Raw genomic sequence first — 20,225 nt, forward strand, 5'->3', positions numbered from 1 at the left:
CTACGACGAAGCGGCCGCATGGCCCACATACACCGAACAAGCCACTGCTGCTTGACCTCCAAGCCCCTGGGATGTCTTTATTCGGATCCGCACCCCTTGCAGGGCCCCAGAGGGGGTGCGGATTCGAATAAAGGGTGCGGCTGTGCTGCCTCGATCCTTGAAGTGTGGGCTACTGAAGGCTGGCTTCCAAGGGGTGCTTCTAGCAGTGCTTCGTCTCCGAGCAGGTGTCCTAGCGGGCGGATTCGGGTTGGCGAGCGGTGCTAGCTCTTTCGAGTCGAGCGGAACTCAGCGACGGAAGTCGGCCGCGTAATCCGGGATCCCCAACCCGCTACGCAACTGCTGCCGTCCCCTGCCGACGGTCCGGAGCGTGTTGTGCAACGTGTCCTCGAAATCGGCGAGCGTCGAGTCCACGTACTGATCGCACTCCTCCCGCAGTCGGTCCGCCTCCGCGTGCGCCGCGTCGATCAACCGGGCCGACTCCGCGTGCGCCGCGCGGACCACCTCGGTCTGCGCGACAAGCCGGTCCTGCTCCGCCTGCCCCTCGGCCACCGAACGGTCGTAGGACGCCTGCCCGGCGGCGATCATGCGGTCGGACTCGGACCGTGCCCGTCCCGTAACGGCCTCGTATTCGGCCTTCCCATCGGCCACGATCCGGTCCGATTCGGCCTGTGCGGTGCTCACCAGATGATCGGCGTGGGCCCGCGCCTCGGCGACCATCCGGTCCGCGTGGGCCTTGGCGTCGGCCAGGATCCGGTCGGCCTCCTCGCGCGCGGCCGTAACCGTCTGGTGCGCTTGCTCATTGGCGCCCGTGACGGTGTTCTCGGCGCTGGACCGCGCGTCGTCGACGATCTTGTCACGATGATCGAGCACATCCTGGGCGTCGTCGAGTTCGCCGGGCAGCGCCTCGCGCACGTCGTCGAGCAGTTCGAGCACGTCACCGCGGGGGATTATGCAGTTGCGAGTCGGCGGGATGCCCCGCGCCTCTTCCACGATCGCGACCAGCTCGTCGAGTGCCTCGAATACGCGGTACATCAGACCCCACTCTCCTGCCGAACTCTCTCTCGGCCCAGTGTGCCTCCCGTCACGATCATCTGCCCAGTTCACTCCCGGTGTGTCGCTGAGTGTTTCCAACGCCACAGAAAACATCTGGAGGGATGCTCTCCGTTTGGTGTAACTTCTTACCGAGCGGTAGACGTAGTTCGATCGGAATGACAATGGCTGTCCTGTATCCGGGTCCGCCGGGCATGTGGGTCCTCCCCCAGTCCGGTTCGGACGACCCCGCATATCCGGATGTCGTGGCGCCGCGCGTGTCGCCCGCCCGACTGGTCACCTTCCTGCGCGCGGACCACTGGTTCCCGCAGCTGATTCGCTTCGCCCTCGTCGGCGGCCTGAGCAATATCGGCTACTTCCTGCTGTTCCTGGTCTGCTACTCCGGCGGCCCGCAGCTGGCCAACCTCACGGGCTCGGTGGTGAGCACCGCCCTGGCGAACGAACTCCACCGCCGCCTCACCTTCCACGCCTCCGACCGAGTCAATTGGCTGACAGCCCAATTGGAAGGCGGCGGCCTCGCCCTCGCCGGCCTTGCGATCACCTCCGCGGCCCTCGCCATCCTCGACGTAGCCGCCCCCACCCTGAACAACATCACCGAGGCCATCGCCGTCATCGCCATCACCGCGGCCGTAGGCACCCTCCGCTTCCTCACCCTCCGCCTCTGGGTCTTCTGACCCCACCCCCATAGGTCCCTCGGCCCAACCACACTGGCCCTCACCCCCGCCCGGCCTCAGCCCCGCCGCACCCGCCCCTCGGCCATAGCCCCACCCACCCACACCGGCCTTCCAAACCGACCGCCCTCCAAGGTTTCGGCAACCCCAGCCGCACCCCTTATTCGAATCCGCACCCTTTGCAAGACCCGGGAACGGGTGCGGATTCGAACAAAGGGTGCGGCTGTGAGCTGGTCGAATAAAGATGGAACCGCAGCGGAATACCCGGCGTCCTATGGAGGCAAACCAATTGCTTCCGAACGGATGTGGAGGTCGCAGTGAAACGTTGCCAGGGATGTCGCACGTCGTGGCGCAACGCCACCAAATCTTCCACCTCGCGGGACCGCCCGGTGCTGCGCGTGCACCGGTGCGCGGGCCGGGCCGCTCCCCCGCGACGACCACGCCCCAACCCCGACACCGAGCCCCAATGACGAACCCGGAACCCCCACTCGGCCAAGACCTTTGGCCCGAGACCCGAACGGGTGCGGGCGCCGAGGTCCGCCGCCGCCGGGAGGTGGTGGCGGACGGCGTCACCGACGACCAGATCCGCCGGTTGTGCACCGGCGGCTCCTGGCGACGGGTGCGCCGCGGAACCTACGCCGACGAAACCGCTTTCGCCCATCTCGACGCGACGGCCCGCCACCGCACCCTCATCGCCGCGGCCCTGCCCGACCTCACCGACGAGGCCGTGCTCAGTCACCAATCGGCCGCGGTGATCTACGGCGCGCCGGTCTGGGGCGCGCTGCTCGACCGCGTCTGCGTCACCCGCAACAGACGCAACGGCGGCCGCATCAAACCGCATCTGAAGGTCCATTGCGCACCGCTCGGCGGCGTGGCCGAGCTGCACGGGATGCTGCTGACGACACCCGCCCGGACCGTCGTCGACGTGGCGCGAACCGTCCCGTTCGAGGCGGCGGTGGTGATCGCGGACGCCCTCGCCCGCGAATTCGGTATCACCCCAACGGATTTGGCGATCGAACTGGAGGCCGCCAGATACCGGCGGGGCGTGGGTCTGGCCCGGCGCGTGGCCGCGTTCCTGGATCCGCACAGCGAGAGCGTCGGCGAGTCGCGCAGCCGGGTCATGCTGCGGCGGCTCGGCTTCCCGGCGCCGTCGACCCAGGGCGAGGTCTACTCGGAGGAGGGTCGGCTCCTGGGCCGGGTCGACTTCTACTACGACGGCACCGGGGTGGTCGGCGAATTCGATGGGCGGGTCAAGTACGGGCGGCTGCTGCGTCCTGACCAGGATCCCGGGGACGCGGTCTTCGTCGAGAAGAAGCGCGAAGACGCGTTGCGCGCCAACGGATATCGCGTCGTGCGGTGGACCTGGGACGAGCTCCCGACCGGCGAGGTCGCGCCCAGGCTCCATCGCGCGTTGGCCCGTGCGCGAGGCGATGGCCCGGAGGGTTTCGTCCTACAGGCGGATCTCCCCGAGCCGAGGCGGCTGACCATCCGCCCGTTCTGACCGATTCGTGCCCTCCCCGGACCGTCCGGGGAGGGCACGAATCACTCGATCCCCTGCAGACATCCGGCCTCGAGGACTGTTAGCGTTCGAACATGGCTGGAGTACTCTGCCCCGGATCGTTCGATCCGGTGACCAACGGGCATCTCGACGTGATCAGGCGCGCCGCCGCGCAGTTCGACGAGGTCGTGGTCACGGTGATGATCAACAAGAGCAAGCAGGGCATGTTCTCCATCGACGAACGCATGGAGATGATCCGCGAGGCGACCACCGACCTCCCCAACATCCGCGTCGAATCCTGGCACGGCCTACTGGTCGATTTCGCCCGCGACCAGGGCATCACCGCCATCGTCAAGGGCCTGCGCGACGCCACCGACTTCGGCTACGAACTCCAAATGGCCCAGATGAACAAGAAACTCTCCGGCGTGGACACCTACTTCCTGGGCCCCAACCCCGCCTACAGCTACCTCTCCAGCTCCCTCATCAAAGAGGTGGCCACCTACGGCGGCGACGTCACGGACATGCTTCCCCCGACCGTCCACAAACGTTTGCTCACCCGTCTGGCCGAACGCCGAAGCTAACCTCATTCGACGCAGCCGCACTGCTTTGCGTGCGGCTGCCCATGGGACGGGCACAACCCAACCGCCTCGGACGAACAACTGCCCCAGGTACGCCACCCAGAGGCACGGCAGCCCAGCCGCACCCTTTATTTGGATCCGCACCCTTTGTATAGCCCTGCAACGGGTGCGGATTCAAATAAGGGGTGCGGCTGGGTTCGTGCGCCTGGGGTCAGTGGGGGTAGGTGGCTAGGTCCAGGCGGGTTTCGCCGTAGGTGCGGGGTTTGAGGGGGGTGTAGGGGGTGGGCCAGGGGGTTGGGGGGGTGCGGGTGGAGCGTTCGATGATTATCAGGGCATCTGCTTGGAGCCAGTTTTTGGTGGTGAGGGCCTCGAGGTCGGCGGTGATCAGGGGGGTGTCGAGGGCGTAGGGGGGGTCGGAGAGTATGAGGTCGTAGGGGGTTTCGGGTGGGGTGGCGAGGGTGGAAGTGACTGTGGCGGGGCGTAGTTCGGCGCCGGGGAGGGCCAGGGCGGTGATGTTGGCGCGGATGGTGGCGGCGGCCTTGCGGTCGGATTCGACGAGGAGGGCGTGGGTGGCGCCTCGGGAGAGGGCCTCCAGGCCGAGGGCGCCGGAGCCGGCGTAGAGGTCGAGGACGCGGAGGCCGTCGAAATCCATTCGTGCGGCTATGAGATTGAAGAGGGCCTCGCGGACTCGGTCGGAGGTGGGGCGCGTTCCGGCGGGGGGTACGCGCAGCCGTCGTCCGCCCGCGATTCCGGACACGATCCGTGTCAAACCAGTACCTTCCTCTCGAGTCCGGTCGAATTTACAGTTCGCGGTTCGCCGGATGTCGATCGAGGCGTCAGCGTGCTTGCCCTTCGCTTCGCTCAGGGACAGGAGATGGGGCTTTCGGACAGGAGAGGGGCCAAAAGACCGGCGAGGGAACTCCAAGAGACCGCCGAAGGAACCAGTAGACCTCGCGAGCGAACTCAAGAGACCCGCGAGGAAACCGGGAGACCGGTGAGGGGACTCAGGAAACCCGCGAGGCAACCAAGCGACCCGCGAGGGGACTCAGGAAACCCGCCAGGGAAACCAAGCGACCCCGACAATCCCAATCTCAATCAGCCGCAGCCTCATTAGGCCGAACATCCAACAACAGATCCCCACCCTCCACCTGCTGCACCTTCGCGATCGCGATCCGCCGCACCACCCCACCCCGGGGCGCGGTGATCGCCGCCTCCATCTTCATCGCCTCGATGGTCCCGATCGTGTCCCCGGCGGAGATCGAATCCCCTTCCGAGACCACCAGCGTGACCACTCCGGCGAACGGTGCCGCGATGTGGCCGGGGTTGGCGCGGTCGGCCTTTTCCGCGGCGGGGATTTCGGTCGCGACGGAGCGGTCCCGTACCGTGACCGGACGCAACTGGCCGTTGAGGATGCACATCACCGTACGCATCCCGCGCTCGTCCGGTTCGGAGATGGCTTCCAACCCGATCAGCAGCGTGACGCCCTTCTCCAGGTGGACGTGGTGCTCCTCGCCGCGCCGCAGCCCGTAGAAGAACTGGTTCGCCGACAACCCGGACGTGTCGCCGAACTTCTCACTGTGCGCGAGGAATTCGGCGGTCGGTCCCGGAAACAGCAAGCGGTTCAACGTTTCTCGCCGCTGCTGCGAGGTTCCGTTCAGGGCCGCCTCGTCGCCGGGCGTGAGCGGCGTCTCCGGCTTCGCCGGGCCCCGACCGGCCAGCGCGCGGGTGCGGAAGGGCTCCGGCCAGCCACCCGCGGGCGTGCCGAGTTCGCCACGCAGGAAACCGATCACCGAATCGGGGATGTCGTAGCGGCCCGGATCCTTCGCGAAGTCCTCGACGTCGATCCCGGAACCGACCAGTGACAACGCCAGATCCCCGACCACCTTCGACGACGGCGTCACCTTCACCAACCGCCCCAACAACCGGTCCGCCGCGGCGTATTTCGCCTCGACCTCCTCGAACCGGTCCCCGAGTCCCAGAGCGATCGCCTGCTGCCGCAGATTCGACAGCTGCCCGCCGGGAATCTCGTGCTCGTACACGCGCCCCGTCGGTCCGGGCAGCCCGGATTCGAAGGGGGCGTACACCTTTCGCAACGCCTCCCAGTACGGTTCCAGATCGCACACGTTCCGCAGGTTCAGCCCGGTGTCGAACTCCGAATTCGCCGCCGCCGCAACGATTGCCGACAACGCGGGCTGACTCGTGGTCCCCGCCATCGGCGCGCTCGCCCCGTCGACCGCGTTCGCCCCGGCCTGCCAGGCCGCCAGGTACGTGGCCAGCTGCCCACCGGGCGTGTCGTGGGTGTGCACGTGCACCGGCAGATCGAACTCCCGCCGCAGCGCGCCGACCAGCGTGCTCGCCGCCGGGGCCCGCAGCAGACCGGCCATGTCCTTGATGGCGATGATGTGCGCCCCGGCCTCCACGATCTGCTCGGCCAGCTTCAGGTAGTAGTCGAGGGTGTAGAGGTCCTCGTCCGGATTCGACAGGTCCCCGGTGTAGCTCATCGCGACTTCCGCTATGGCCGTGCCGGTTTCGCGTACCGCGTCGATCGCGGGCCGCATCTGATCGACATTGTTGAGCGCGTCGAAGATTCGGAAGATATCGATCCCGGTCGCGGTCGCCTCGGACACGAACGCTCGGGTGACCTTCTCCGGATACGGCGTGTACCCCACCGTGTTCCGGCCGCGCAGCAGCATCTGCAGGCAGATGTTCGGGATCGCCTCCCGCAACGCCGCCAGCCGCTCCCACGGATCCTCGTGCAGAAACCGAAGCGCCACATCGTAAGTCGCGCCACCCCAGCACTCGATCGACAGCAGCTCCGGCGTCATGCGCGCCACATGATCGGCCACCTGCAACAGGCTGTTGGTCCGCACCCGCGTCGCCAGCAGCGATTGATGCGCGTCCCGGAACGTGGTGTCGGTGACCCCGACGCCCCGCTGATCGCGCAGATCCCGTGCGAACGCGTCGGGCCCCAGCCGCAGCAGCCGCTGCCGCGAACCGTCCGGCGGCGGCGTCGACAGGTCGATGGCGGGCAGCTTGTCGTGCGGATACACCGCCGTCGGCCGCTCCCCGTGCGGCTTGTTCACCGTGACATCGGCCAGATACCGCAGGATGCGGGTGCCGCGGTCGGCGGAGGTCCGCTGATTCAGCAGATACGGCCGCTCGTCGATGAACGACGTCGTCACCCGCCCCGCCCGGAAGTCCGGATCGTCCAGAACCGCTTGCAGGAAAGGGATGTTCGTGGCCACACCGCGAATCCTGAACTCCGCCACCGCCCGTCGCGCCCGCGCCACGGCCTGCTCGAAATTCCTTCCGCGGCAGGTGAGTTTGACGAGCATGGAGTCGAAATACGCCCCGACCTCGGCCCCGAGGTTCGCGCCGCCGTCGAGCCGGATCCCGCCGCCGCCCGGGCTGCGGTAGGCGGTGATGCGCCCGGTGTCGGGCCGGAAGCCGTTGGCGGGATCCTCGGTGGTGATCCGGCATTGCAGGGCCGCACCGCGAATCGCGACCGCGTCCTGGCTCAACCCCAGGTCGGCGAGGGTTTCTCCGGCCGCGATCCGCAATTGCGCGGCCACCAGATCGACATCGGTGATCTCCTCGGTGACCGTGTGCTCGACCTGGATGCGCGGGTTCATCTCGATGAAGACGTGGTTGCCGCTCTCGTCGAGCAGGAACTCCACGGTGCCCGCGCAGCTGTAGCCGATCTCGCGCGCGAAGGCCACCGCGTCGGCGCAGATCCGTTGCCGCAGTTCGGGATCCAGGTTCGGCGCGGGCGCGAGCTCGATCACCTTCTGATGCCGCCGCTGCAACGAACAGTCGCGCTCGAACAGGTGCATGACATCGCCGTGCTGGTCGGCGAGGATCTGCACCTCAATGTGGCGGGGATTGACCACCGCCTGCTCCAGGAACACCGTCGGATCGCCGAACGCCGACTCGGCCTCGCGCATGGCGGCCTCGACGGAATCGCGCAGCTGTCCCGCCTCGGCCACGCGCCGCATCCCGCGCCCGCCGCCGCCCGCGACGGCCTTGACGAAGATCGGGTATCGCATGGATGTCGCCGCGCCGAGCAGTTCCTCGACATCGGCGGAGGGCGCGCTGGAATCGAGGACGGGCAGTCCGGCGGCCCGCGCGGCGGCGATGGCCCGCGCCTTGTTGCCGGTCAGTTCGAGCACCTCGGCGGACGGCCCGATGAACGTGATGCCCTCGCGGGCGCAGGCCGCGGCGAGGTCCGGGTTCTCCGACAGGAAACCGTAACCTGGGTAAATGGCGTCGGCCCCGGCGGTCTCGGCGGCCTTGATGATCTCCTCGACCGACAGGTACGCGCGCACGGGATGGCCGGCCGTGCCGATCTGGTAGGACTCGTCCGCCTTGAGCCGGTGCAGCGAATTACGGTCCTCGTACGGGAAAACCGCCACTGTTCCGATGCCGAGTTCGTAGGCGGCACGGAAGGCCCGGATGGCGATTTCACCGCGATTGGCGACCAGCACTTTGGAGAACATTATATTAAGGTACCTGCCTCGCGACCTGGGCCGGACGTCGATGACGCCTTCGGCCCGAACCTCACAGGGGTAGCCCCGACTTCTGCGAAGTTGTGTTAACGGCCCCGTAGCTTATGCTCGAGGACGCAGCTGGTTCACCGCGCCGACGAGTTGGAGCCCCGAGCGTCGGAATGCGGTGTCGAGCCGGTCCCCGGACCGGCGAGAGGGAACCCGGTGGGAATCCGGGACTGTCCCGCAGCGGTGAGTGGGAACGACCGCCGTCACACGCACTGGGTTCGACCTGGGAAGCGACGGCCAGTAGGAACGAAGACGCGCCCGCGAGTCCGAAGACCTGCCGACTGTGCCGGGTACGCCGTACCCGGCGGCCACCGCCTCGTGGATCGGGCGGACGGGCACTGCGTTTCGGGGCTTCGTCTGCCGTTAGGGCGGTGACCAGTGACTTCCAGTACTGGAGAACACCGTGACTCAGATTTCACACACGCCTTTCGCCGCAACGGTTCTCGGCATTCCGCGCATCGGGCCGCGGCGCGAACTCAAGCGCGCGATCGAGGGCTACTGGGCCGGGCGGATCGACGCCGCCGAACTGCACGATGTCGCCGCCGCGCTACGGCGCGCTCAGTTGACCGCGCTGCGCGACGCCGGGCTGGACTCGGTGCCGGTCGGCACCTTCTCCTATTACGACCAGATGCTCGACACCGCGGTCCTCTTGGGCGCGTTGCCGTCTCGGGTCGCCGGGATCGAGGACCCGCTGGACCGGTACTTCGCCGCGGCGCGCGGGGCGGACTCGATCGAACCGCTGGAGATGACGAAGTGGTTCGATACGAATTATCACTATCTGGTTCCGGAGATCGGCCGGGACACCGTCTTCGCCCTGCGGCCGGACAAGGTGCTCGCGGAGTTGCGGGAGGCGCGCGAGCTGGGCGTGCCCGCGCGCCCGGTTGTGGTGGGGCCGTTGACATTTCTGAAGTTGGCCAAGGGTGTCGACGGCACGGAACCGGTGAGCAGGCTCGCGGATCTGGTGCCGCTGTATCGAGAACTGTTGGCGCGGTTGGCCTCCGCCGGTGCCGAGTGGGTGCAGATCGATGAGCCGATCCTCGTCACCGATCTGACCGAGGACGAAATCGATTCGGTGCGTGACACTTACGGCCGATTGGCCGAGGCGTCCGAACGTCCGGCCCTGTTGATCGCCACCTATTTCGGCCGCCCGGGACCGGCCCTGGCGGCACTCGCGTCGACCGATATCGAGGCCGTCGCAGTCGATCTCACCCGCGGCGCCACCGTCGACGATATCGCCGCCGTGCCCGCGCTGGCGAACAAGCTGCTGGTCGCGGGCGTGGTGAACGGGCGCAATGTGTGGCGGACGGATCTCGACGGCGCGCTCGGCACGCTGGGAACGCTGCTGGGCAGCGTCGGCGAGCTGGCGGTCTCGACGTCGAGTTCGCTGCTGCACGTACCCTATTCGCTGGCCGCCGAGCCCGATCTCGATCCGGCCCTGCGCTCGTGGCTGGCCTTCGGTGCGGAGAAGGTTCGCGAAGTGGTCACCCTGGCAACCGCGCTGCGTTCCGGGACGAACGCCGTGGCGGACGAATTGGCCACGGCGCGAAGGGCTTCGGCGAGCCGTCGCGCGGATCCCCGGCTGCACGACGACCGGATCCGGGCCCGCCTCGCCGCCCTCGGCACCCACCACCGCGCCCCCGCCGCGGAACGCCGTGCGCTGCAACGGGATCGGCTGAACCTGCCGCCGCTGCCGACCACCACGATCGGCTCGTATCCGCAGACGTCCGAGATTCGCCAGGCGCGCGCGGCATTTCGCGCGGGCGAGATCGATGCCGAGGAGTACCGGCGACGGATGCGCGCCGAGATCGACGCGGTCATCGCCGTGCAGGAGGGGCTGGGCCTGGACGTCCTCGTGCACGGCGAGCCCGAGCGCAACGATATGGTGCAGTACTTCGCCGAACAGCTGGACGGGTTCGCCGCGACCGTGAACGGGTGGGTGCAGTCCTACGGCACCCGGTGCGTCCGCCCGCCCATCCTGTACGGCGACGTGGTGCGCCGCGCGCCGATGACCGTCGACTGGATCGCCTACGCGCAGTCGCGCACCGACAAGCCGGTCAAGGGCATGCTCACCGGTCCCGTCACCATTCTGGCCTGGTCCTTCGTCCGCGACGACCAGCCGCTGGCCGACACCGCCGGGCAGATCGCGCTCGCCATCCGCGACGAGACGGTCGACCTCCAGTCCGCCGGGATCCGCGTCATCCAGGTCGACGAGCCCGCCCTACGCGAACTCCTCCCCCTGCGCGCGGCCGGCCGGCCCGACTACCTCGACTGGTCCGTCCGCGCCTTCCGCCTCGCCACCAGCGGCGTCTCCGACGCGACCCAGATCCACACCCACCTGTGCTACTCGGAGTTCGGCGAAATCATCGGCGCCATAGCCGCTCTCGACGCCGACGTCACCTCCATCGAGGCGGCGCGATCACGAATGGAGGTCCTCGACGACCTCGACACGATCGGATTCCATCTGGGCGTGGGGCCGGGAGTGTACGACATCCATTCCCCCCGTGTGCCTTCGGTCGAGGAGATCACGGCCTCACTGACGGCTGCGCTGAAAGCCGTTCCCGCCGAGAGGCTTTGGGTCAATCCGGACTGCGGGCTGAAGACGCGAGGGCCTGCCGAGGTGGAGGCGTCGCTGCGAAACATGGTGCGGGCGGCTCGTTCTCTGCGCTGAGGGAGGCCCTGCCCCGGCGCCTGGGGGCGCCGGGGCAGGGACAAGGGGAGCGAGAGGGGCGAGCGCGGGACAAGGGGAGCGAGCGCGCCAGCGCGGGACAAGGGGAGCGAGCGCGCCAGCGCGGGACAAGGGGAGCGAGCGCGCCAGCGCGGGACAAAGGGAGCGAGCGCGCCACCGTCGGACAAAGGGAGCGAGCGCGCCAGCGCGGGGCAACAGGCGAGCGCTGAGATGGGGGCCAGCAGGGGCAAGAGAAAGCGAGCGATGGGCATGAGGCGCGGATAGCCCCGAACCGAGCAAACTTCTCGACGAGGGCTACGGCTCGCACCCGGGCGCATTCGACGGCGAGCGGGCCTTGGCATCGGGTTCGCACCCTACGCAGGGGGCGTTTGGTACAAAACGCCGGGCCATGATCGAATTGGGGGGACCTGCCGGGGATATTGCAATGATTGCGAAGGCGGGTGGGTAGCATCGGCTCGTGCGCAAGATGTATGCGGGAGCCAGGCTGCGGCGGTTGCGCGAGGAACGGCGGATGACCCAGGCCGCGTTGGCCAAGTCGCTGGACCTGTCGCCCAGCTATCTCAACCAGCTCGAGCGGGATCAGCGGCCGTTGACGATTCCGGTGCTGCTGAAGCTCAATTCGACCTTCGACCTGGACGTCCAGTTCTTCGCCGCCGATTCCGACGCGCGGCTGGTCTCGGATCTGCACGAGGTGCTCGTGGAGGCGGCGGGCGGGACCGCGCCGCCCGCGGCCGAGGTCGAGGATCTGGCCACGCGACTACCCGAGGTCGCCAAGACGATCGTGTCCATGCACCGGCGGCTGCGCGCGGCGACCGATCAGCTCGACCTGCTGTCGTCCAAGGTCGCGACGCCGACCGGCGCGCCCGGGGTGCCGATGCCGTACGAGGACGTGCGCGACTTCTTCTACGATCAGCACAATCACATCGCCCAGCTCGACCTCGCCGCCGAGCGCCTGTTCGAGGAGTGCGGGCTGTCGGTCGGCTCGCTGGACCGGCAACTCGCGCGCGTCGCCGAGGAGAAGGCGGGGGTGACGGTGCTGGTGCGCGGCGACGGCGCGGACCCGAACATCCCCAAGCGGTACTACGAGCCCGAGACCCGCACCCTGACCCTGGCGCGGCGACTCCGCCCGGGGCAGCGCGCGTTTCAGATCGCGACCACGCTGGCCTTCCTGCTCTACGGCCCGATGATCGACGAGATCCTCGGTGACACGCCCGCGCTGACCGGCGAATCGCGGGGACTCGCGCGGGTGGGCCTGGCCAACTACTTCGCGGGCGCGCTGATCCTGCCGTACGGGAGGTTCCTGCGCTCGGCGGAGGAGTTGCGCTACGACATCGACCTGCTCAGCCTGCGTTTCGAGGTCGGCTTCGAGACGGTCTGTCATCGGCTGAGCACCCTGCAACGGCAGGGGCAGCGCGGGGTGCCGTTCTTCTTCGTCCGCACCGATCGGGCGGGCAACATCTCCAAACGGCAGTCCGCGACGGCGTTCCACTTCTCGCGCGTGGGCGGCAGCTGCCCGCTGTGGGTGGTGCACGAGGCGTTCGCGCATCCGGGGCGGATCCTCACCCAGATGGCGTCGATGCCCGACGGGCGGCGCTATCTGTGGGTGGCGCGCACGGCCAATCCCGGCCCGCACGGATTCGGCACGGCCAGTAAGGAATTCGCCATCGGACTGGGCTGCGATATCGAATACGCCGACCGGCTGGTGTATTCGAAGGGGCTGCAACTCGACGATCCCTCCGCGGCCGTCCCGATCGGGGCGGGCTGCAAGGTGTGCGAGCGCGCGGCCTGTCCGCAACGGGCGTTCCCGCAGATCGGGCGGCCGCTCGCGATCGCGGAGAACAGCTCGATCGATCTGCCGTATCCGCGCGCGGCGCGCTGATCACCGCTTCGCGCTGCGGGTGGCGCCGATGGAAGCCGCCACCACACAACCGATTCCGGCCCATTGCGGCAGATTCATCAACTGTCCCAGCACCACCACGCCCGCGAGCGCCGCGACCGCCGGCTCCAGGCTCATGAGCACCCCGAACACCCGCGGCGGAATGCGGCGCAGCGCCTCGAGTTCCACCGAGTACGGCACCACCGACGACAGCAGCGCCACCCCGAATCCGGCCGCGAGCGCCGTCGGATCGAGCAGCGCGGCTCCGGCGTCGGCGATGCCGACCGGCGCGACGATCAGGCCGCCGAACGCCATGGCCAGCGCCAAACCGCCACCGCCGCTGGTGGTTTCGCCGACCTTGGCGCTGAGCAGGATGTAACCGACCCAGCAGACCGCCGCGGCCAGCGCGAAGGCGATCCCCGTCCAGGCGACCGGCCCGTCGGCGCGGGTGAGGAACAACACGCCGCCGCCCGCGAGCAGCGCCCACACCGGATCGACCCAGCGCCGCGACCCGGCGAGGGCGAGCCCGAGCGGTCCGAGGAATTCGACGGTCACGGCCATACCCAGCGGAATCCGGTCGATCGCCTCGTAGAAGCAGAGGTTCATCAGTCCGAGCACCAGCCCGAAGCCGAGCACCGCGGGCACCGCGCGCCGCCCCACCCGCAGCCCCGACCGCCAGAACAGCAGCAACACGATCCCCGCGAAGAACAACCGCAGGCTGACCGCCCCCGCGGGCCCGGTCGCCACGAACAGCCGCGTCGCCAGCGCCGCCCCCAACTGCACGCTCACGATCCCCGCCAGCACCAGCAGCGTCGGCGGCACCCCGCCCACCCCCTGCCGCACCGGCAAGCGCGAAAACAGCTGCGGCAGCGCCGTCCTCCCCCACCCTCCGACTTCGATCGCTACCACCGCGCCTCCTTTCGCCGCATACTCCCATCCGGCAGCATCTCATCACCCACCGACAAGGAGCGATCCGAGCATCCCGGGAAACCGCGGTCCCCGATCGAACAAAGAGACCCGAGCACCCCGAGAGACCCCGGCCCCGGGGCTGATTGCGGTCGGACAAGGAGACCCCAGCATCCCGACAGACCGCGGCCCCCGGGCGGATGCCGGTCGAAGTGGCGGCGCCCGTCAGGATTTGGCGAGGTATTCGATGCGTTCGGAGTCGACGGCGGCGCGCATCATCGAGGCGAGGCCGGGGTGGTCGCGGAGGCCGGGGTCGGCGGTGACGACGTCGCGGGCGAGTTGCTGTGCGGCGGTGATGACTTCGAGATCGTCGAGCAGGGAGAGCAGGCGCAGGCTGCGGGCGGTGCCGGACTGGGCGGATCCGAGGACATCGCCCTCGCGGCGTTGCCGCAGGTCGAGAACGGAGAGTTCGAAGCCGTCGAGGGTGGCGGCGACGGCCTCGAGGCGGGCCATGGCGGTGCCCATGGGCCCGGTCTCGGTGATCAGCAGGCACAGGCCGGGATGTTTGCCACGGCCGACGCGGCCGCGGAGCTGATGCAGCTGGCTGACGCCGAAGCGGTCGGCGTCGACGATGACCATGACGGTGGCGTTCGGGACGTCCACCCCGACCTCGACGACCGTGGTGCACACCAGCACATCGATCTCGGCCTCGTTGAACGACCGCATGACGCGATCCTTCTCGTCGTTGGGCAGGCGGCCGTGCAGCAGACCCACGCGCAGCCCGGCCAGCGGTCCCGCGCTCAATGTCTCGTAGACGTCGACCGCGGAATGGGTGGTGGGCTGTTCCTTGTCCTCGGCGGCCTTGGCCTTGCGGCCCTTGCCCTTCGGTTCGTCGTCCTCGTCGCCGATGCGCGAGCACACCACATACGCCTGCCGTCCGGCGGCGACCTCCTCGCGAATGCGTTCCCAGGCCCGTTCCACCCACGCCGGTTTCATGCGCGCGGGCACCACGCGGGTGGTGATCGGCGACCGGCCGCGCGGCAGTTCGGTCAGCGTGGAGGTCTCCAGATCGCCGAGGGTGGTCATGGCGATGGTGCGCGGGATCGGCGTCGCGGTCATGACCAGCAGATGCGGGCTGGTGTCGCCTTTCGCCTTGGCGCGCAACGCGTCCCGCTGCTCGACGCCGAACCGGTGCTGCTCGTCGACGATCACCATGCCCAGGGCGTGGAACTCCACCGCGTCCTGGATCAGCGCGTGCGTGCCGATGACGATGCCCGCCTCGCCGGTCATGGCGTCCAGCAGGGCGGCCTTCTTCGTCGCCGTCGGCATCGAGCCGGTGACGAGCACGACCTTGGTGGCCCGTTCGTCCGCGCCCAGCTCCCCCGCCGTGCCGAGATCGCCCAGCATCGCGCGCAGCGACCGATAGTGCTGTGCGGCAAGCACTTCCGTGGGCGCCAGCAGTGCGCACTGCAATCCGGCGTCGACCACCTGGAGCATGGCGTGCAGCGCGACGATGGTCTTGCCCGACCCGACCTCGCCCTGCAACAGCCGATGCATGGGCTGGGTGCGGGCGAGATCGTCGGAGATCTCGCCGATCACCTTCCGCTGCCCGGCGGTCAGCTCGAACGGCAGCCGCTCCTCGAAGGCCGCGGCGATACCGTCGGGGCGGGGCGGGCAGGACGGGGCGGTGCGGCCCTGGACGTCGTGGCGGCGTTCGGCGAGCACCAGCTGCAAGGCCAGCGCCTCGTCGAAACGCAAACGCTCCCTTGCCTGTTCGATATCGGACTTGCGTTCGGGCAGATGGATCAGCCGCAGCGCGTCGGAGATCGCCATCAGCGCGTGTTCCGCGCGGATCTCGGGGCCGAGGGGGTCGTCGATCGGGTCGAGCTGGTCGAGGACCTGCCGGACGCAGGCCAGCACGTCCCAGCTCTGCACCTTGGCCGTGGCCGCGTAGACCGGGATGAACTCGCGTTCGAAGAACGAGACGTCCACGCCCGCAGCGCCTTTCGCGCTCTCGGCCAGGCCGCGCAGGCTGCCGCCGCCGCGCACCGAGGTGAGGTTCTCGATGGTCTCGCCCGCCTCGGGGAGGATGAGGTACGAGGGGTGCGAGAGGTTCCAGCGGTCGGGCCGCCACCAGTGCACGGTGCCCGACATCATCGCCCGAACGCCTTGTTTCACAAGGTAGTTCACCTTGTCGCCGTTGAAGAAGGTGATCTCCACCGGGCGCGCGGAGCCGGTGTCGAGTTCGACCTTGAGCAGTTTGCCGCGCCGCTGGCGCATGGGCCGCAGCTCGGTCTTGGTGACCCGGCCGACGACGGTGATGTGCGTGCCCTCCTCGGGGGCCTCCTCGGTGAGCGGCTGGCCCTGGGTGGCGTAGCGCAGCGGGTAGTGGCGCAGCAGATCCTCGACGGTGTGCATGTCGAAGGCGTCGGCCAGCGGTTCGGCCGCCTTCACCCCGAGCACGTGATCGAGCCGGTCGCCCAGAGTCGCCATCTATTCCACCCCGATCTGCACCAGGTCCACCGGCTGGCCGCCGTCGTAGGAGACGACCTCCACGCCCGGGAAGGTCGCCGAAATGTGTTCGGCCAGTTCGTCGGCCAGTCCGGCGGGGGCGTCCGCGCCCAGCAGCAGCGTCACCAGTTCGCCGCCGAGGCCGAGTATCCGGTCCAGCAGGGTGCGCGCGGCGGCCCGCAGGTCCGGGTCGATGACCACCACGTCGTGCCCGACCAGGCCGAGCCCGTCGCCCTCGCCGCAGGTCCCGACGATGGTGAGGGCCCGTTCGGTCGCGATGCGCAGCGCGCCCCAGCGGGTTCCCGCGGCGGCCTCGGACATGGTGAAGGCGTCGTCGACGGCGATGCGGCCCGCGTCGTGCAGGGCCAGCGCCGCCAGGCCCTGCACCATCGACCCGCTGGGCAGCATGAGCACCTCGCGTCGCCCGTCGCGCGCGGCGACGCTGACGGCGACCAGTTCGTGGGCGGGCAGCGCGCCGTTGGGCAGCACCAGCACCTCCCGATGCGGCAGCGCGCGGATCGCGGCGAGCAGCACCTCGGCGGTCACCTCGCCGTCCAGGACCGTCGCGCCCGCGTCCTCGAACAGCCGCGCCGCGCCCGCGCCCCGCACGACCGCCAGAATCCCGCGCTCGCCGGAGCCTTGCACCGCAAGGGGATTCACGGCCAGGCCCTCGATCCGGATCTTGCTCAACGCGCCGGTCGCCAGCCCCGCCTCCACCGCCGCGCCCGCGTCGGCGCAATGCACGTGGGCGGAGAAGGCGCCGCCGCCGTCACCCACGACGACCACCGAATCACCCAGCGCCGCAAGGCTTTTCCGGAGTTCGGTGATGCGCTCGTCATCCGTTTCGGAGATCACGTACATGACCTCGTACTGCGGGATGGCGGGCGCGGGGCGAACCAGGTCGGAGACCTCGGCGGTTCCGATGGTGGCGAGGAGGTCCCTGCCTTCGGCGGGAACAAGAGGGGAAGTAGCGGGAACACGAGGGGAAGTAGCGGGAACAGACGGGGAAGAACCGGGAGCTGACGAAGAACTGGGAGCAGGCGAGGAAGAAGGGGGAACCGAGGGGGAAGCGGGAACCGAAGGGGAAGAGGCGGGTTCGGAGGGGGAACCGGCGGTGTTGTCCTTCAGATAGGGCGGGCGGCTCGGGGACTGGCCGGTGATCACCTCGACCCAGGCGTCGAACAGGACCAGCAGCCCGCGGGCTCCCGCGTCCACGACCCCGGCTTCGCGGAGGACGCCCAATTGGGAGGTGGTCTCGCGCACGGCCTTCGCGACGCCCTCGGCGGCGGCCGAGGCGAGGTCGGCGAGGGATTCTCCGGAGGATTCGGCGACGCGGGCGGCCGCGGCCTCCAGGACCGTGAGCATGGTGCCGTCGACGGGGGCGCTCAGGGATTCGCGGACCAGGACGGCCGCGCGGCGCAGGGCGACGGGGAACGTGCGGGCGGTCAGGGGGCCGTCGACGACCGCTTCGGCGAGGCCGCGCAGGACCTGCGAGAGGATGATGCCCGAATTGCCGCGCGCGCCAAGGGTTCCCGCGCGGGACATGGCGGCGGCGACGGCGTGCGCCGAGTCGGTGGCGGCGACCGCCTCGACGGCGGCGCGCATGGTGGCCAGCAGGTTGGTGCCGGTGTCGGAGTCGGCGACCGGAAAGACGTTGAGCGCGTTGATCTCCTCGCGATGCCGCTCGAGTCCGTCCAGGCAGAGTCGGCCCCAGCGAGCCAACGCCACGCCGTCGAGCACCTCCCGGACCCCGGGCACCGTCACCGTCCTTCCACCGCTACCGCGATCCCGCGCACACCCCCGCCAAGCCTAACCCGCCCCACCGACACCCCATGGCAGTGTCCACCCCGGTGGTTCCACCCTTCCCGTGGCACAAACCACACCCGCCGCCACGCTGGACCGTCGGCTCCCCGGTGCCGCCGAAGCGCGTGGTCCGAGCGGGCAGCGCCTGAGCACAGAACGGGCGGCGGACCACGAGCCGCGACCCCCAGCGGGGGCGATTGGACATCGGCGGAGACCGCCCGTTACTCTTGCAGGGTTGCCTCACGCGACCGCGTTCGGTCGCGGGTGTCGGCGGCTCTCGCCGACAGGCATTGAAGACACGTTTCCGGACGGGCTGTCCTCGCGACAGCGGTCCCCACATGACATGAAGGAGCTCGCGACTATGGCTGCCGTCTGCGACGTCTGCGCCAAGGGCCCCGGCTTCGGTAAGTCGGTTTCGCACTCGCACCGGCGCACCAACCGTCGCTGGAACCCCAACATCCAGACCGTGCGCGCCCAGGTCGCCCCGGGCAACACGCGTCGGATGAACGTGTGCACCTCCTGCCTGAAGGCGGGCAAGGTCGTCCGCGGCTGAGCCGCGCCCACTACCCGCGAAACCCCGGCACCCACGGTGCCGGGGTTTCGTCGTCCCCGAGGACATCGTGACCGATTGGCGCATTCTCGAACTCGACGCCCCGCACGTCCGGAGCCTGGCGGAATGTCATGTCGCCTGCTGGCGCGAGGCGTATCGGGAGCTGGTCCCCGCGCACGTGCTCGCGGCCTTCGACGTCGACCAGCGCGCCGCCGCCTGGGAACGCGTCCGCGTCCGCTACCCGGGCAGCACGGTGATCGCGGTGACCGACGACACCGTCATCGGCTTCGCCAGCGGCGGCCCCGCACGAGAGGAAACGCCGGTGGCCCCCCGGGAGCTGAACGCGATGTACGTTCGCGCTCCCTGGTACGGCACCGGCGTCGCTCACGATCTGCTGCGCGCGATCCTCGACTTCGAGGTCGACACCTCGCTGTGGGTGTTCGAGGAGAACCCGCGCGCCCAGACCTTCTATCGGAAGTACGGCTTCGAACTCGACGGCACCCGCAAGATCGAGGCGTTCACCCCGGCCGTCGAGGTCCGCATGGTCCGCCGCGGGAAACTCACTGACCGCCGTTGAGGCAGTCCAGACCACCCTGCGCGCTGACGCTCTGGAAGACGCACAGCACCCGCGCGTTCACATTGGACGACAGCGACGCCGAACCCGTCTGCGGATCGTAGAGCGCCAGCACCGGACCCGCCTCCTGCGTGGTCGCCTCCGGCTCCAACGGAATGGTCCCGGCCTGCGCCACGGCGGGCGCACCGAGGATGGCCGCTCCGGCGACTGCGGTGACAACGGCACCACGGACGGATTTCATCTGCATGCAACTGCTCCTGATTCGCTCGAACAACCTCACGCCACGGCTACGGCAACCGCCAGTCGACCGGGGCGGCACCCAATGTACCGAGCAACTCGTTGGTCCGGGAGAACGGCCTCGAACCGAAGAAACCTCGCGAGGCGGACAGCGGTGAGGGATGGGCGGATTCGATGTAGGGCACGGTGCCGAGCATCGGCTTCAACGTGGACGCGTCGCGGCCCCACAGGATCGCCACCAACGGCTGGTCGCGGGCGACGAGCGCGCGAATCGCCTGCTCGGTCACCGCTTCCCAGCCCTTGCCCCGATGCGAGGCGGGCTGACCCGGCTGCACGGTGAGCACCCTGTTGAGCAGCAGCACGCCCTGATCCGACCACGGCGACAGATCACCGCACGAGGGCGTGGGGAAGCCGAGGTCCTTGGTGTATTCGGAGAAGATGTTGGCGAGGCTGCGCGGCACGGGCGAAACGTCCGGCGCCACCGAGAAACTCAGGCCCATGGCGTGGCCGGGTGTGGGGTAGGGATCCTGGCCCACGATCAGCACCCGCACCTTGTCGAAGGGCCGCTGGAACGCGCGCAGCACGTTCTCGCCCTTCGGGAAGTAGCCTCGGCCCGCGGCGTTCTCGGCCCGCAGGAACTCGCCCATCTCGCCGATCTTCTCGGCGACCGGCGCGAGTGCCTCGGCCCAGCCCGTATCGATGATCTCCGACAGTGGTTTTGCGCCCATGGCC

At 69.1% G+C, this 20,225-nt stretch carries 15 protein-coding genes and 1 riboswitch; of the genes, 7 read left to right on the top strand and 8 right to left on the bottom strand.

From position 1 onward, the window contains the following. Nucleotides 1-285: 285 nt before the first annotated feature. Entirely contained in the window at nucleotides 286-1,032 is a 747-nt protein-coding gene (locus tag ACWDSJ_RS36300; RefSeq protein WP_450037333.1) for a DivIVA domain-containing protein, read from the bottom strand. Nucleotides 1,033-1,208: 176 nt separating this feature from the next. Between ACWDSJ_RS36300 and ACWDSJ_RS36305 the strand changes: the two genes are divergently transcribed. The 3 genes from ACWDSJ_RS36305 to coaD all read left to right on the top strand — a co-directional run bounded on the left by ACWDSJ_RS36305 (nucleotide 1,209) and on the right by coaD (nucleotide 3,800). Then, nucleotides 1,209-1,724 (top strand): GtrA family protein, encoded by a 516-nt coding sequence (locus ACWDSJ_RS36305; RefSeq protein ID WP_387355857.1) that lies wholly within the window; start codon nucleotides 1,209-1,211, stop codon nucleotides 1,722-1,724. Between the two features lie 463 nt (nucleotides 1,725-2,187). After that, entirely contained in the window at nucleotides 2,188-3,222 is a 1,035-nt protein-coding gene (locus ACWDSJ_RS36310; protein WP_450037334.1) for a hypothetical protein, read from the top strand. A gap of 92 nt (nucleotides 3,223-3,314) precedes the next feature. Beyond that, nucleotides 3,315-3,800, top strand: coding sequence for a pantetheine-phosphate adenylyltransferase (gene coaD, locus ACWDSJ_RS36315; protein WP_387355854.1), 486 nt, complete (start codon nucleotides 3,315-3,317; stop codon nucleotides 3,798-3,800). A gap of 208 nt (nucleotides 3,801-4,008) precedes the next feature. Here coaD and rsmD read toward each other — a convergent pair whose 3' ends face one another. Continuing rightward, entirely contained in the window at nucleotides 4,009-4,566 is a 558-nt protein-coding gene (gene rsmD, locus ACWDSJ_RS36320) for a 16S rRNA (guanine(966)-N(2))-methyltransferase RsmD (protein WP_450037335.1), read from the bottom strand. 322 nt (nucleotides 4,567-4,888) lie between these two features. After that, the gene (locus tag ACWDSJ_RS36325; RefSeq protein WP_450037337.1) at nucleotides 4,889-8,293 is read right to left on the bottom strand and encodes a pyruvate carboxylase; all 3,405 of its coding nucleotides are present in this window, start codon (nucleotides 8,291-8,293) and stop codon (nucleotides 4,889-4,891) included. Between the two features lie 167 nt (nucleotides 8,294-8,460). Further along, nucleotides 8,461-8,646: riboswitch (cobalamin riboswitch) on the top strand. Between the two features lie 107 nt (nucleotides 8,647-8,753). On the opposite strand from ACWDSJ_RS36325, the gene metE reads away from it, so the two are divergent. Together metE and ACWDSJ_RS36335 are read left to right on the top strand one after the other, a co-directional pair. Continuing rightward, the gene (metE, locus tag ACWDSJ_RS36330) at nucleotides 8,754-11,018 is read left to right on the top strand and encodes a 5-methyltetrahydropteroyltriglutamate--homocysteine S-methyltransferase (RefSeq protein WP_450037338.1); all 2,265 of its coding nucleotides are present in this window, start codon (nucleotides 8,754-8,756) and stop codon (nucleotides 11,016-11,018) included. A 475-nt stretch (nucleotides 11,019-11,493) separates the two neighbouring features. After that, the gene (locus tag ACWDSJ_RS36335) at nucleotides 11,494-12,915 is read left to right on the top strand and encodes a short-chain fatty acyl-CoA regulator family protein (protein WP_387355847.1); all 1,422 of its coding nucleotides are present in this window, start codon (nucleotides 11,494-11,496) and stop codon (nucleotides 12,913-12,915) included. Here the strand turns inward: ACWDSJ_RS36335 and ACWDSJ_RS36340 are convergent, their stop codons facing one another. The 3 genes from ACWDSJ_RS36340 to ACWDSJ_RS36350 all read right to left on the bottom strand — a co-directional run bounded on the left by ACWDSJ_RS36340 (nucleotide 12,916) and on the right by ACWDSJ_RS36350 (nucleotide 18,093). Next, nucleotides 12,916-13,821, bottom strand: a complete 906-nt coding sequence (locus ACWDSJ_RS36340; protein ID WP_450037339.1) for an EamA family transporter — start codon at nucleotides 13,819-13,821, stop codon at nucleotides 12,916-12,918. Nucleotides 13,822-14,043: 222 nt separating this feature from the next. Then, the gene (gene recG / locus ACWDSJ_RS36345) at nucleotides 14,044-16,311 is read right to left on the bottom strand and encodes an ATP-dependent DNA helicase RecG (RefSeq protein WP_450037340.1); all 2,268 of its coding nucleotides are present in this window, start codon (nucleotides 16,309-16,311) and stop codon (nucleotides 14,044-14,046) included. Beyond that, nucleotides 16,312-18,093 (bottom strand): DAK2 domain-containing protein, encoded by a 1,782-nt coding sequence (locus ACWDSJ_RS36350; protein WP_450037341.1) that lies wholly within the window; start codon nucleotides 18,091-18,093, stop codon nucleotides 16,312-16,314. Between the two features lie 400 nt (nucleotides 18,094-18,493). On the opposite strand from ACWDSJ_RS36350, the gene rpmB reads away from it, so the two are divergent. Both rpmB and ACWDSJ_RS36360 read left to right on the top strand, forming a co-directional pair. Continuing rightward, complete coding sequence (rpmB, locus tag ACWDSJ_RS36355) at nucleotides 18,494-18,685, top strand: 50S ribosomal protein L28 (RefSeq protein WP_011210730.1); 192 nt, start codon at nucleotides 18,494-18,496, stop codon at nucleotides 18,683-18,685. Between the two features lie 67 nt (nucleotides 18,686-18,752). Beyond that, a complete protein-coding gene (locus ACWDSJ_RS36360; protein ID WP_450037342.1) occupies nucleotides 18,753-19,259 on the top strand; it encodes an N-acetyltransferase family protein in 507 nt (168 codons plus the stop codon). On the opposite strand, the gene ACWDSJ_RS36365 is transcribed toward ACWDSJ_RS36360, so the two are convergent. Beyond that, a complete protein-coding gene (locus ACWDSJ_RS36365; protein ID WP_387355837.1) occupies nucleotides 19,243-19,503 on the bottom strand; it encodes a hypothetical protein in 261 nt (86 codons plus the stop codon). The genes ACWDSJ_RS36360 and ACWDSJ_RS36365 overlap by 17 nt on opposite strands. A gap of 40 nt (nucleotides 19,504-19,543) precedes the next feature. Next, on the bottom strand, nucleotides 19,544-20,221 hold the full coding sequence (locus ACWDSJ_RS36370) for a uracil-DNA glycosylase (RefSeq protein ID WP_387355836.1): 678 nt from the start codon (nucleotides 20,219-20,221) through the stop codon (nucleotides 19,544-19,546). Nucleotides 20,222-20,225: the final 4 nt, after the last annotated feature.

Source organism: Nocardia sp. NPDC003482, assembly GCF_053588115.1.